The 13,237-nt window shown below is 51.4% G+C and carries 14 protein-coding genes; 8 read left to right on the top strand and 6 right to left on the bottom strand.

Translation table 11 applies throughout. From position 1 onward, the window contains the following. Positions 1–30: 30 nt before the first annotated feature. Positions 31–240: a hypothetical protein gene (locus tag Dform_RS03320; protein ID WP_076003758.1), complete on the bottom strand. Its 210-nt coding sequence runs from the start codon at positions 238–240 to the stop codon at positions 31–33. Positions 241–436: 196 nt separating this feature from the next. Here Dform_RS03320 and Dform_RS03315 point away from each other — a divergent pair, with 196 nt between their 5' ends. The 4 genes from Dform_RS03315 (at position 437) to Dform_RS03300 (ending at position 4,603) form a co-directional block, all read left to right on the top strand. Beyond that, a complete protein-coding gene (locus Dform_RS03315; RefSeq protein WP_076003757.1) occupies positions 437–1,156 on the top strand; it encodes a DUF5343 domain-containing protein in 720 nt (239 codons plus the stop codon). A gap of 135 nt (positions 1,157–1,291) precedes the next feature. Next, a complete protein-coding gene (locus Dform_RS03310) occupies positions 1,292–1,798 on the top strand; it encodes a ribonuclease H-like domain-containing protein (RefSeq protein ID WP_225973724.1) in 507 nt (168 codons plus the stop codon). Positions 1,799–1,991: 193 nt separating this feature from the next. After that, the gene (gene recN / locus Dform_RS03305) at positions 1,992–3,722 is read left to right on the top strand and encodes a DNA repair protein RecN (RefSeq protein ID WP_076003755.1); all 1,731 of its coding nucleotides are present in this window, start codon (positions 1,992–1,994) and stop codon (positions 3,720–3,722) included. Between the two features lie 2 nt (positions 3,723–3,724). Next, positions 3,725–4,603 (top strand): DMT family transporter, encoded by an 879-nt coding sequence (locus tag Dform_RS03300; RefSeq protein WP_225973723.1) that lies wholly within the window; start codon positions 3,725–3,727, stop codon positions 4,601–4,603. Positions 4,604–4,679: 76 nt separating this feature from the next. On the opposite strand, the gene Dform_RS03295 is transcribed toward Dform_RS03300, so the two are convergent. Beyond that, the gene (locus tag Dform_RS03295) at positions 4,680–6,119 is read right to left on the bottom strand and encodes an MFS transporter (protein ID WP_076003754.1); all 1,440 of its coding nucleotides are present in this window, start codon (positions 6,117–6,119) and stop codon (positions 4,680–4,682) included. An 83-nt stretch (positions 6,120–6,202) separates the two neighbouring features. After that, a complete protein-coding gene (locus Dform_RS03290) occupies positions 6,203–6,643 on the bottom strand; it encodes a universal stress protein (RefSeq protein WP_076003753.1) in 441 nt (146 codons plus the stop codon). A 379-nt stretch (positions 6,644–7,022) separates the two neighbouring features. On the opposite strand from Dform_RS03290, the gene Dform_RS03285 reads away from it, so the two are divergent. Both Dform_RS03285 and Dform_RS03280 read left to right on the top strand, forming a co-directional pair. Next, a complete protein-coding gene (locus Dform_RS03285; protein WP_076003752.1) occupies positions 7,023–8,222 on the top strand; it encodes an oxygen-binding di-iron domain-containing protein in 1,200 nt (399 codons plus the stop codon). Between the two features lie 43 nt (positions 8,223–8,265). Further along, complete coding sequence (locus Dform_RS03280; RefSeq protein ID WP_076003751.1) at positions 8,266–8,805, top strand: hydrolase; 540 nt, start codon at positions 8,266–8,268, stop codon at positions 8,803–8,805. Between the two features lie 29 nt (positions 8,806–8,834). Here Dform_RS03280 and Dform_RS11200 read toward each other — a convergent pair whose 3' ends face one another. Both Dform_RS11200 and Dform_RS03270 read right to left on the bottom strand, forming a co-directional pair. After that, complete coding sequence (locus tag Dform_RS11200; RefSeq protein ID WP_076003750.1) at positions 8,835–9,038, bottom strand: hypothetical protein; 204 nt, start codon at positions 9,036–9,038, stop codon at positions 8,835–8,837. Positions 9,039–9,300: 262 nt separating this feature from the next. Further along, complete coding sequence (locus Dform_RS03270; protein WP_145925524.1) at positions 9,301–10,758, bottom strand: B12-binding domain-containing radical SAM protein; 1,458 nt, start codon at positions 10,756–10,758, stop codon at positions 9,301–9,303. Positions 10,759–11,235: 477 nt separating this feature from the next. Here Dform_RS03270 and Dform_RS03265 point away from each other — a divergent pair, with 477 nt between their 5' ends. After that, positions 11,236–12,387, top strand: a complete 1,152-nt coding sequence (locus Dform_RS03265; protein WP_158513459.1) for an NAD(P)/FAD-dependent oxidoreductase — start codon at positions 11,236–11,238, stop codon at positions 12,385–12,387. Positions 12,388–12,499: 112 nt separating this feature from the next. Here the strand turns inward: Dform_RS03265 and tatA are convergent, their stop codons facing one another. Continuing rightward, a complete protein-coding gene (gene tatA / locus Dform_RS03260) occupies positions 12,500–12,760 on the bottom strand; it encodes a twin-arginine translocase TatA/TatE family subunit (protein ID WP_076003747.1) in 261 nt (86 codons plus the stop codon). 193 nt (positions 12,761–12,953) lie between these two features. Here tatA and Dform_RS03255 point away from each other — a divergent pair, with 193 nt between their 5' ends. After that, positions 12,954–13,148 (top strand): hypothetical protein, encoded by a 195-nt coding sequence (locus Dform_RS03255; RefSeq protein WP_076003746.1) that lies wholly within the window; start codon positions 12,954–12,956, stop codon positions 13,146–13,148. Positions 13,149–13,237 lie beyond the last annotated feature (89 nt).

Below are 13,237 nucleotides of genomic sequence, written 5' to 3'. Positions count from 1 at the left end.
TTTCCTCTTCCTTATCTTGCGCCTGTCGGCCTATTTTCCTTCGCGATAGCGAACATTCCACTTGACGCAGAGGCTGTCGATGAAAGCCCTCTGAGCAGCGTCTGAACCGGTCCGAAGTTCAGCCAGAAAACCATGCAGGAGCTCGCCGCCGCTCATACCCGGGGTCGGTTCCTGCGGACCGGGAAGGTTGATGTACACGATTTCGGTCATCACCTTTTGATAGTCGATTGCCGTACCCATTTTTGTTTCCCCCTCTTTCTTTGCGTTGAAATTTGCAGCTATCTTAAACGCCTCAAAAAGTAACCGTCAATTGTTGTCCAAGTTTGTCCGGACTGATTCCAAGAATCAAAATTTTTTGTCCATAGCGGGGTTAAATATCTGTCCGGTGATGCTTGTCATTTTTGTCCCCCTGGCCTAAAATAAACCTGAATAAGCCATGACAACATCTAATTCCAAGACGCTTCCTCCTTACGTGTCCTACCGGACATTTTGGAATTTTCTGGACGGACTTCAGGCGGTTGTACCGGCTCGAATCGATAGAAGTTTTTGGGGTGAAAAATTTTCAGGTTCCACCGGCGGACAGTTGATCGGCACACTGAAGTACCTTAAGATGATCGACGCCAACGGGGTCCCTACTCTCCGGCTAAAGCAGATTGTACTTACAAAGGGCGTTCAGCGAGCGAACCTGCTCAGGCAGCTCACCCAGGAAGCTTATCCGTTCTTCCTCACAGAACTCGACCCGGCAAACGCCACTTATGCCCAGATGGAAGAAAAACTCAAAGAGCACTTCCAGATTGCCGCCGATGTGGGCCGGAAATGCATCAAGTTCTATATCGGTTTGGCCCAGGATGGGGGCATATCGCTTTCTCCTTTTGTAACGCGGAAATCGAAGGCCATTCACATCACGACCTCCAATCGTAAGACCAAACGTAATGTTTCCAGGGCAAATGATGGCGCCAATGAAAATCCATCGGACCCTCCCGCGCCATTGAACGAACAGCTGGCTTTCCCGCCAAGCCCTCCGGCGCAATCACTCGGCCAAATGCTGATGGCCAAATTCCCCGATTTCGACCCCACCTGGACCGATGAAGTCAAACTCCGGTGGTTCCAGGCGTTCGACGAATTGATCCAGAAATTCCCCGGCGTCAAGCGCTGATCGGTTCTTTTCTGCTTTCCTTTATATCCGTTCCAGCATGTTTTACACCCTAAAAGTGGTTCGTAATAAATATTCCCCTATTCGCAAATAGCAAAATATTATGTCTTGTAAGCCTGTGGTGGTGATTTTGGTATAATGGGACAAAACATGACCGGAAAATGTGAAGCCTACCTGGATATAGAGACCACCGGATTATCGCCGGAACACTGCCCTATCACTGTCGTCGGCATCCACCGGTGCACCGGCAACTTCGAAGAGTTCATTCAACTGGTGGGTGATCAGATTACCCCGGAAAATTTACTGCAAGCGTTGGACGAGGTTGAAACCATCTATACTTTCAATGGGGAGCGGTTCGATCTCCCCTACATCAAGACCCGCTTGGGCGTTGACCTGGTGGAAGAAGGCTTCACCCATTGCGACCTGATGCACCGCTGTCACCGCAAAGGCTTGCGCGGCGGTTTGAAAAAAATCGAGGTTGCGCTGGGTATCGGGCGCAATCTCCCCGGGGTAAACGGCTACCACGCCGTCAGGTTATGGTGGCAATACGTCAACGACTATGATCAGGAGGCTCTAAACAGCCTGTTGGAATATAACAAGGAAGATACCATCAACCTTAAAACACTGCGGCTCCTTATCGAATAGCCATCCGAAACACGCCAGATCGGTTTGGTGCTCCCGATTTTCTCCCTGGCGGCATGACTTGATTGTCGGCCTTACTCCGGTTCATCGATGCGGTGTCTCCGGCATCTGAAGTTTCGGATTTGTGCTCCCTTTCTTTTTTATGACACAATTACGGGCATTTCCGGAAACGTCAAGCACGAAACGGGTCAACATTTTGCTAGTACGCCTACTAGTCAAAAACTTCGGCATCATCGATGAGATCGACTGGTCGCCCGGTGAAAAGTTAAACATCATCACCGGAGAGACTGGCGCGGGCAAGTCATTGGTGATCGACGCCATCTCAGCCCTGCTTTCCGGTAAATTGGATGAAACCGACATCCGCCATGGCGCCGGTGACTGCCGGGTCGAGGGAGTGTTCGATCTCTCGGGTCGCACGGACCTCGCGGATGCTCTCGCCGCGCAGGGCATAGAACTGGAAGACGGTACACTGACCGTTTCCCTGTCGCTAAAACGGGGCAGCCGGCCGGCCGTGCGGCTCAACGGGGCTATAGCCCAACGCTCTTTCGCCCGGGAACTCGGGCCGAAACTGGTCGAGTTACATGGCCAGAGCCAACACCTTTCCCTGCTGGAGCCGTCAAGCCACCTCGATTACCTGGACAGTTACGCCGGAACCTTAAGCCTGAGACATGATTTCTCCCGGGCGGCTCAGAACCTTTCAAACCTGAAAAATAAAATCACAAACATCGCTGTCAAAGAGGCTGAGATGGCCCGGCAGCAAGATTTCCTTAATTTCCAGCTCCAGGAAATCGAGCGCGCGGCATTAGCCGAAAACGAGGACTCCCTTCTGGAGGAAGAACGCACGATTCTCGCCTCAGCCGAAAGACTCAAGGCTCTCGCCCAGGAAGCGGAATACGCCCTCGACGGAGAAGGCTTCGAGACCCCGGTGATGCATAATCTCTCCAGGGCCGCCGCAGCTCTTGAAAAACTGGCGGCGATCGACGGTCGGGCGAAACCCCAGGCCGAGGTTGTCAGGAACACCCTGCTTGAATTGACTGAGGCAGTTAGAGAAGTCAGGTCTTACGCCTTGAATTTAGACGCTGATCCATCCCGATTGGAAGAACTCGAAGCCCGGATCGGACTAATCCGGGATCTTAAACGAAAATACGGCGGCAGCATCCCGTCCATTCTGGGTTTTGCCGACAAAATCCGCCGGGAACTTGAAGCTTCTTCTCTTCTGGATGACCGGAAAAATGGCCTGGTGAAAGAAGCCGAGGCTACTCGCCGGGAGCTGGTCATGCTTGGAATTTCCCTCTCGGAAAAAAGGCACGCCGGCGCTATTAAGCTGTCCCAAGCCGTCAACCTCGAATTGAAGGACCTGGGGATGGGCAATGCGCGGTTCAGTGTCTCGATCAGGTTTGAAGATTCGGCGGATGGTTTGCCCCTGCCCAATTCCCCCAGCGTCAAATACGACCTTACGGGTGCCGATAAAGTTGAGTTTCTGGTCTCCACCAACCCGGGGGAGCCCTTTCTGCCCCTGATACGAATTGCATCCACCGGGGAATTGTCCCGCTTCACTCTGGCGGTGAAAACAGCTTTAGCCGAGTCAGACAGGGTTCCGGTGCTCATCTTTGATGAGATCGATATTGGCGTCGGCGGCAGGTCCGGTGAAATCATCGGCCGCAAACTGTCAGCGCTGTCGCTTTCGCACCAGGTCATCTGTGTCACCCATCTCCCCCAGATAGCCTGCTATGGATCCCGCCATTTTAAGATTATTAAAGTACACGATGGAGAGCGGGTGACCAGCGCTCTGTCGGAATTAACGGGAAATGACTTGTTGACCGAACTGGCTGCCATGCTGTCCGGTCAAAACAGCCGGGCGGCAGCCGATGCGGCCAGGGAATTGATTGAAAAGGCTGCGGCCTTCACTGAATCACTGAGGAATTGACTTTGAAACTTTCGACTGGCGTGGATAAACGCGCTCTGTTGGCTATTGGAATTGTTACCGTTTTGTGGGCTTCATCCTTTGCGGGAATCAGAGCCGGGTTGCAGGCGTTCACCCCTGGAGCGCTGGTGCTGTTCCGGTTTTTGGTAGCCTCTGCGACATTACTTGTTTGGGTCCTGTTGCGGCAACGGATTCGATTACCCAAAAAAGCGGACCTGCCATGGATCGTCCTCGGAGGAGTTATCGGGATAACCGCCTATCATATCTCCCTGGCTTATGGAGAGCTGACGGTTACCGCCGCCTCAGCAAGTTTCATCATCGGGGCAGTGCCCATCTTCACCGCTATCCTGGCCACACTGACCCTTAAAGAACGCCTCGGCCTAAGGCAGTGGCTGGGTATCGGGGCTAGTTTCGGCGGGATCGGTCTTATCTCGTTGGGCGAATCCGGGCACCTGAGATTCGAAAGTGGCGCTTTGATAATACTGGCGGCTGCCGTTTTCACCTCGATCTACTTCATAATCCAAAAGCGTCTGCTCAAGAGTTATACGCCGCTGGAGATCACCTGTTATGCTTTTTGGGCGGGAACTATCGGCATGCTGGTTTTCCTGCCCGACCTCATTTCGGAATTGCCGCGGGCGCCGGTCGGTCCCACTCTTGCCGTTGTGTATTTGGGCGTCTTCCCCGCGGCGATTGCTTACGTAGTCTGGAATTTTGTCTTTTCCCGCACCACGGCATCTATCGCTACTAGTTTCATGTATTTGAACCCTATCGTAGCTACGATAATCGCCTGGTTTTGGCTCGGCGAGGTCCCCTCGGCCCTGGCTGGAATCGGCGGTCTCATTGCACTGAGCGGCGTCATCGTAACGTCTAGAAGCGTCCGATAAAACACGCATCGCGAGTTTCCGAAAATATAAAAGGGGGGATGGTTCGCCATCCCCCCTTTTATGAATGCCTGTTGTGTTATTTTTCGGGCATTACGGGCATCGCGCCTTTAACTTGCTTACCTTGCGCGGCCTCAGCCTGATGGGCGAAGGTAGTAGTTTCATCCGTGATATCGACGTCTTTCGTCTCCCTCACGAAAATCATTCCGAAAATGAAACACGTTGCAGCGATTGCCATTGGCCACCAAAGTCCAGCAAAGTTATTACCCGTGGCATTAATCCATGCCAGACCCAAAATCGGGACAAGGCCGCCGAAGACGCCATTTCCGAGGTGATATGGCAACGACATCGAGGTATAGCGAATCTTGGTGGGGAATAACTCCACCAGGAAAGCAGCGATGGGGCCATAAACCATGGTAACGTAGACAACCTGGATGAAAACCAGGAAGGTCAAGGCAACCTGATTATATCCCTGGTAAGCGAATAGGAAGTGCTGCCCCGGATCGGTAGGCGCAAAGGCAGCCATTGCCCCGTAGATCGGGTAGTAAGTCAGCACTGCCAGCAACATGCCGGCCATCATGATCGGTTTGCGCCCGATGCGGTCGGAAAGCCAGCCAAAGAAGATAAACAGCGGCGTAGCCAGCAGTACCGCGGCGCCGACAATGAAGTTAGAGTCGACCAAGGTGACTTTAAAGATCTTCTGCAGGTAGAAGAGAGCGTAGAACTGTCCGGTGTACCACACCACGCCCTGCCCCATGGTCGCGCCGAAAAGGGCAATCAAAACCCACTTCCGATTGAATTTATTTGCAAAACTCTCTTTGAGCGGGTTTTTGGAAACCGTCTTTGTAGCTTTCATCTGAGTGAATAAGGGGGATTCTTTCAACGAAGAGCGTATCCACAGTGAAAGGAATACGAGGGCGACGGAGAATAGGAACGGTATGCGCCAACCCCATTCGGAGAAATCGGCTTCACCGACAATTTTTCGGGTAGCCAGAATGATTCCCAGGGACAGAAACAGACCTAATGTGGCCGTAGTTTGGATCCATGAGGTATAGAAACCGCGTTTACCGTGCGGGGCATGTTCGGCCACGAAGGTTGCGGCGCCGCCATACTGACCTCCCAGCGCCAAACCTTGAAGAATACGTAGGGTTATAAGGATTATGCCGGCGAAAGCGCCCAGCGTGTCAGCGGTCGGCAACAAACCGACGCCCATCGTAGAACCGGCCATGATGCTGATGGTCAAAAGGTAGGTGAATTTACGGCCGACCAGATCGCCGATGCGCCCGAAGAAAAGTGCCCCGAACGGGCGCACCATGAAACCGATGGCAAAAGTTGAAAGCCAGGCGATAAGATCGCCGATGTCGGTTCCGGTGTGATAGAACTTGGAAGCCATGACCGTGGAAAGGCTTCCGAAGATGTAGAAGTCGTACCATTCGATGACGGTGCCCGCGGATGAGGCAAAGATGACTTTTCTGATACTTTGAACACTATTGGAAACAGCTTGTGTTACGCTGGCCATGTTCCCCCCTTCAAAAAATAATGATTCCCCTCATTTGAGACTTGATCTGAAAACAACGGAAGACCTGGGAGAAATTCGAAGTGCTAATCTTCCGATGCGCGGATCATCATCACCGGAATTTTGGAATGGCGGACAACGCGTTCGGCGACGCTTCCGATAAGCCAGTGAGCCGGCCCGGACCTGCCGTGCGTCGACATCGCTATCACATCGACTCCGAGGTCTTCGGCCACTTTCAGAATCATGCTCGCGGCGCCGCCCTGCCGGACCATACAGGTGACCTTGAATCCTGCAGTCCGTAATTGGCCGCATACGGCATCCATGTATTTCCCGGCTTTTTCTTCTTCATCTTCGACAGTAGCGCCGGCGATTGCCGGATCTTCGAACGCGAACGACTGCGCCGGGTTGCTTGCTACATTCAATAAAATGATTTCAGCACCCTCGGAGTAGGCAAGCGCCTTGGCATGAGGTAAAACGCCTTCCGCGGTCTTAGATCCATCGAGTGGTACCAGGATTTTTTTATACATTCCCCCCTCGCTTTCTTCTAAAGATTTTCTTGGTTTTACTACCCTCAATTTGACTGAGGTTGCGTCTGCTTTAACGTTAGTGGGGAGCGGGATGCAGGAAAAAATGGCGCCAACTGGATTTTCGACCCGTTTAGGAAAGCTTCGCCTCCATCGAAGATGTTTGCGTAATATCATACAAGGTACTAGTACCCAATTGCAAGTGCCATTTTCAACTTATTTTTCCTTATTACCTTTTTTGTCCTTTTATTACCCTATTATTCCTTTGTATGGCTTATTGCAATGCTTTGGAGGAGCCGCGTCACGTTTGGAGCTCAAGCGAGGGTGGCTTAAAATAGTAAAGTGGCTGGTAAACATAAAAAAATATTTTTAGGGGGTTGACATGTCCGCCTTCACTGAGTTGGCAAAGGGTGTCTATTGGGTGGGAGTTGTGGATTGGTCACTCAGGCAGTTCCACGGTCACGAACTTTCAACCACTCATGGTACCAGTTATAACTCTTACCTGATCATTGATGAGAAGTGTGTGCTCATCGATACCGTCCCTATCGGATTTCAAAGCCCTTTGATCGAAAATATCTCTCGCATCATCGATCCGGGGAAAATCGATCTGATTGTCGCCGCCCATGCTGAGCCGGATCATTCCGGAGCGCTACCGGAGATTATGAAGCGCTGCCCGTCTGCCGAGGTGGTTGTGTCTCCCCGAGGCATCGAGACGTTTTCCAGGCACTATCATCAACCCTGGAATTTCCGTGCCGTCAAAACAGGAGATACCTATTCAATCGGTCAAAAAACCCTTACCTTTATTGAGGCACCGATGCTTCACTGGCCCGATAATCTATTTACCTATCTGGGCGGTGACGCCATCCTCTTCAGCAGTGACGCCTTCGGCCAGCATTATGCCTCAACCGGACGGTTCGACACCGACGTTGACCCGGACATTCTAGACTGGGAAACTGTGAAGTATTACACCAATATCCTCAACCCGCTGAGCCCGATGATTGCCCGGAAAATCGATGAGGTGGTCAATCTTAAACTTGCTCTGAATATGATAGCCCCTTCTCACGGTATCATCTGGAAAAAGGACCCGATGCAAATCATCCAAAAGTATCGGGAATGGACAGAACAAAGATCCGTTTGCTGTGCCGTGATTGTTTACGATTCGATGTGGCAGGGCACCCGCCTGATGGCCGAGGCGATCGGAGAGGGTATGACGGAGGTAGGTCTACCCTTCAAATTGTTCAATGCGGCTTCGGATGACCGTAATGATATCCTCACTGAGATACTCCTGGCGCGGGCGGTAGTACTTGGATCGCCGACATTCAATCAGGGAATTTTGCCCACTCTATCGCCGGTGCTGACCGGTATGAAAGGGCTCAAGTTCAAAAATAAAGTGGGCGCCGCCTTTGGAACCTGGGGTTGGAGCGGTGAAGGCGTGGGAATATTGGAAGATCATCTTAGAGCCAGTCAGATCGAGGTTACCGCCCCTGGCGTGAAAGCCAAATGGCGCCCTGATCCCGAAGATCTGGAAAAGTGTAAGGAGCTTGGCAGGTCAGTAGCAGGTACTTGTTTTTTGAAAGAGTGATTGCGACAATAGATCCATCCTCGACAAGTTGACAAGGGTGAATATGTTAACAGTGCAAGGTTCCGTTCTGGTAGTGATTGACGTTCAGGAGAAATTATTCCCAGCGATGTTTGAAACGGAGACACTCCTGTCGAACCTCCACAAAATGATCAAGGGATCCGGATTACTTGGCGTACCGGTAATCTTCACCGAGCAGAATCCTGCCGGACTCGGCAAGACGCTGCCGGAGCTATCCGGATTAAATCTGCAGAATGAACCGATCACAAAATTCGATTTTAACTGCTGCTCGGAATCCTCGTTTATTGAAGCCTTAAATTGTTTAAATCGGCGAAACGTTATGGTGTGCGGTATCGAAGCCCACATCTGCGTCTATCAGACGTCGATGGACCTGCTCTTACGAGGCTTTCAGGTGCACCTGGTCGGTGACTGTGTCTCGTCCCGAACATCAAAGAATCGGGAACTCGCTTTACGAAGATTGGAATCTGAAGGCGTCAAATTGACCGGGGTTGAGATGGCGCTCTTCGAATTATTACGATCTTCAAAATCGCCCCAATTTAAAGCCATCAGTTCATTAATCAAATGAGCCGTGGATAAAATGAGAGGGAACGGAAGCTAGATCGTTCCTGGTTTTGAAGTTTTGTCCGGGACGCTTACGATTTTTTCAGCCGTAAAAGGCGTATAACCGGTGCCGATGGGTTTACCCTCTTCGGTGATGATCAAGCCGCTGCCGCAACGGGCGCAGGCCTGGTGGCGTGGAAAACGAAGTCCCCATCCAACACACTCATAACCGCATTTGGGACATTTACCCTCTAGCATAGCTCTATGATACACCAAAAGTACTGGGTAGCAAATAGAAATTTGACCAAATTTTCTGATAAATCTTTCTCAAAGGAAAATCCAGTGACCCTGGGCCGGTTGAAAAGAATATTACTGCGGGAGTTGGTATTCAGGAAATATTTTGAACACAGCAACCCGGCCAGCCACCGTAATCTTCCATACGAGTGACAGCTATTTTCCAGCCAACTTCACGCCTTGTATTCGCATTCGTACGCTGATACGGCTGGCGGTGACACAGTTCCTATTTGGAATCTGCCTGCCGTGATCCCCTTTTCGGTGTTCGGCCGAAAACCCTTTGAATTTTCGCTACCCATGATTCGTTGCCATTAGCCGTATCGAAAATTGCGTTCAAATAGTTTTTAATCAGGTAGGTCAGAGAACCGAAAAATTGCCTGGGTTCTTTGAACGCCGTCAGAAAGTAACCCGGGTGGTGCCTGAGCATGAAGCTAAAACGTCTGCTCGCAAATGTAGAGCGGAAACTGGCTAAAGCCTCGTCCATCATTTCCTGCGGGACTTTGGACACATTGCCCCGGGTGGCATAGTGAAGCTGAAATCCAGACCAGTCAGCCAGCTTTTCAGGCACAGTTATGAGCCGCTCATTCGCGCACCGATCAAAGAGTATCGTATTGGGATAGGGTACGAACTTCATAAAGAGAAAGGGTGGGTTGTTCAGGCGCTTGATAAACTCGAGAGTTTCCTTGAAGTCTTCAGCAGTTTCGGTCGGGAAGCCGTATTGGATGAAAAGGGTCGGAATAATTTTATGTTTAACCAGGTTCCAAAATGTTTTTTCGAATTCCTGAACATTACCTTTCGTTAACAGGTCGAGGATCTTCTGACTGCCGCTCTCGGTCCCTAAAATAACTGCGGTGCATCCAGCCTTAGCCATTAACCGCGCATCTTCCTCGGTAACGTAGCCGGAAATCTGACAGTTCCACTTCAATTTCAATTTTTTCTGAATCATTATGCGGCAGAACTGGTGAAGCCGCTCCTTGTTGATGCCGAAGTTATCTCCGGTGTACATGATGTAATTTATGCCGTACTCTTTATGTAATCGTTCCGATTGGGAAGCAATACGTTCCGCCGACAGGTCACTGACGTTACCCTTGTAGAAAGTGGCATCAGCGCAAAAAGTGCAACTGAAAGGGCAGCCACGGCTGGTGATAATGGAAACATCCCAGTATTTTTTCGGGACTATAAGGTGCCAGGCAGGGTCGGGTAGTTCGTCCAGATTCTTGAGAAAAGCCCGGGGTTCGTTGACGATGATATCTTTGCCTTTTTTCCAGGCCAACCCTTTGATCTCGGAAAGACTGCCCTTAGCATGTTCGAGATATTCTAAGAGTTCGACAAGGGTATACTCTCCGGCCCCGATCACAACATAATCAACATAATCCTCTGCCAGAGTCTGCTCGGGAAGAGCCGATGGATGACGGAAGCCCCAAACCGTCTTGATTCCCGGGAACTTTGTTTTGAACTCGATAGCCTTTTTGATGGAATCGGCCACGCAACCCGTAGCTACAGAAAAACCGACGATATCAGGATTAAAATCCTCGAAGGATTCGGCAGAACGGTCTCCGAGATTGGCATCATGGACCATGACCCTGTGACCATTCTTTTCAAGCACCGCTGCGATTGACAACACTTCGTCGGGGAACTTGGTATACATGCCGTCGCGTAGAGGTATGCTTAAAAGTATTCTCAATGATGCCCCCTTCCCTTGGGGTCGATAATCGATCGAAACCACCCCGGTAAAATTAGACTGTGCTTTTTATCCGGAACAACAAAAACTATTGGGTCAGGTGGCACGGATATTTTATGGTGAGTTGGTGACTGCCATAGTATAACAATTCCATTTCCCTCGGTATATCGGTTTAATGACCGGCGTTGATACGTGAACAATTCCGCTTGGAGCCGGGCAGATTCCTCACCCTTATTTTGCGCGTACGCGAAATGATTCTTTGGGGGCAGATTTTACGCCTTGGGTGCCTCTCAGGCGAAAACCTCACCTTGCCCGCGTCAAGAAAAGCAGTGACTCGGAAACTATAAATGAAAATAAGCCTTTCGGTAGGACTCAATGAAGCTTGTCAACCGAGCCTGATATAATATTCCTGGCTGTCAGTTTGTTTCGTAAAACATCATTCAACCAAAATGCACTTCTTGATTAAGGGTAATGAGGTTCATGTCTCTCCACGCTGATGTCATCGTCGTCGGTGCCGGACCGGCTGGGTCCAGGACAGCCGCCCGCTTGGCGGCTGCCGGTTACGATGTCATCGTGCTGGAACGTCGCCTTGAGCTCGGGCACCCTGTCTGTTGCACCGGGATCATCAGCGTCCCCTGCCTGGAGAAATTCGGCGTCACCCCCGATCTGGTCTTTCGTCAATATCGCGGAGCCTGTGTTCACTCTCCGGGCGGCGCCACCGTCAATTTTGATCGTCCGTCCGTTCAGGCTGTCGCCATCGATCGGGCACGATTCGACAAAGTAATGGCGGAATCCGCGGTATCAGCGGGAGCCCGACTTTTGCTTGGCGCCGCCGTAACCGATATCGAGATAATGGAAAGCCAGGCTTTGGTGCGCTTTACCCACGGTGGATCACCCCGCACCGCCTCCGCACGCTGCGTGATTATCGCAGCCGGCGTGTCGCCGAGGTTAACCGGAAAGCTGGGCATGGGCACAATCAGCCATGCGGCTCTCGGCTTACAGACTGAGGTGGCGACTATACGGCCGGTTGGTGTCGAACTGTTCATCGATAGAACTTATGCTCCAGGATATTTTGCCTGGATGGCTCCGATATCCGACACAAAGGCCAAGATCGGTCTTATCGCCCGCCGCCGGGAGAAAACTGGCCTTCAATTGTTAATCGACAAACTACGGTCGGAAGGTCGGCTCGGAGATGAACTGGATAAAGTTAGCTGCAGGCCGATACCCCTATCCACCCTGCCCCGCACCTACTCCAATCGCGTGATCGCCGTCGGCGATTCAGCCGGCCAGGTCAAGCCGACCACCGGGGGAGGGCTTTATTACGGTCTTTTATGCGCTGACATCGCGTCCGATACCATTTGCACCGCTCTGGCGGCCGGAGATGTTACCGCCGGTTCGCTAAAGAAATATGAACAGGGTTGGCGGGCAGCGATCGGCCGTGATCTGTTTCTCGGGCGGCTGGGAAGATCCTTGTTTCAGCGCATGCCCGACCCCATTATCGATCGGCTGATATCGAAAGCCAGGGACTCGGGGGCAGTTGAACGCCTGATGAGGGACGACGATTTTTCTTTCGACTGGCATGGAAAGGCCCTTCTAAAAGCTGCCGGCGCGCTGCTGACTTCGATCTTTTAGCCGGGCTCGCCGGTCGTAGACTTCGTCCGCCGGGTAGGACCGGCACCAAAAGAATACAGCCCTGGTATTCAGGGCTGTAATGATCGTTTAACTCAAGAGGATGAACTAACCGCTACGCATCATCACCGGCTTGGGGAGGCGCCGGAGGAGGCGGTTGAGTATTCACCGGCTCGGCGGATTTTGCCTTGGCTGCTGGCTTCCCTTCCACGGACGCGTTAATTGATTTGACCTCAGTGTTGACTTCATCCTGTGCTTGCTTGAATGAACGCAACCCTTCGCCCAGGGATTTCCCAATCTGGGGAAGTTTACCAACGCCGAAAATCAGGATGACCACTATTAGAATGAGGATGATTTCTGGAGGTCCGAGTCTCATACGACCAACTCCATTTCCAATATATTACTGTAATTATACCATGACGCGACTACTTTTATACTTTGCGTGTTCTGCTTGACCCCGAGTTTGTTGATTAGGTGTGCTTAGCAATCTGAAATAAGTAGACCTACGTATTGTCGCGGCCGTCCGCGATTCAGACATAATGTGGCAAATAATTCAAAGGGGGATGTTTATGGGCCAGTTCAAGCAGATCACCGCCGCGGAACTCTCCAAACTTCAGAGCCTTGAGAAAGAATTCGGGGGCAAGCGGATTATCGCCTATGAGAATGCGCCCAAATTCGCCAAGATTTCGCCCAAAGAGTTGGACGAAGTGAGATCCACTGAAAAAGAAATGGATGCGACACTGGTAGTTTACGCTGAAAAGTAATACCCTTACCCGGAAAAGACCGGCCGACCGCCGAGGTGTTCCAACTTTTGGAAACCCTTCGGCGGCCTGACCTATGCGCAAAAATGAGT

This window comes from Dehalogenimonas formicexedens, assembly GCF_001953175.1.
In the GTDB taxonomy this organism is placed as follows: Bacteria; Chloroflexota; Dehalococcoidia; order Dehalococcoidales; family Dehalococcoidaceae; genus Dehalogenimonas; species Dehalogenimonas formicexedens.
This window is presented reverse-complemented; position numbering and strand designations above follow the sequence as displayed.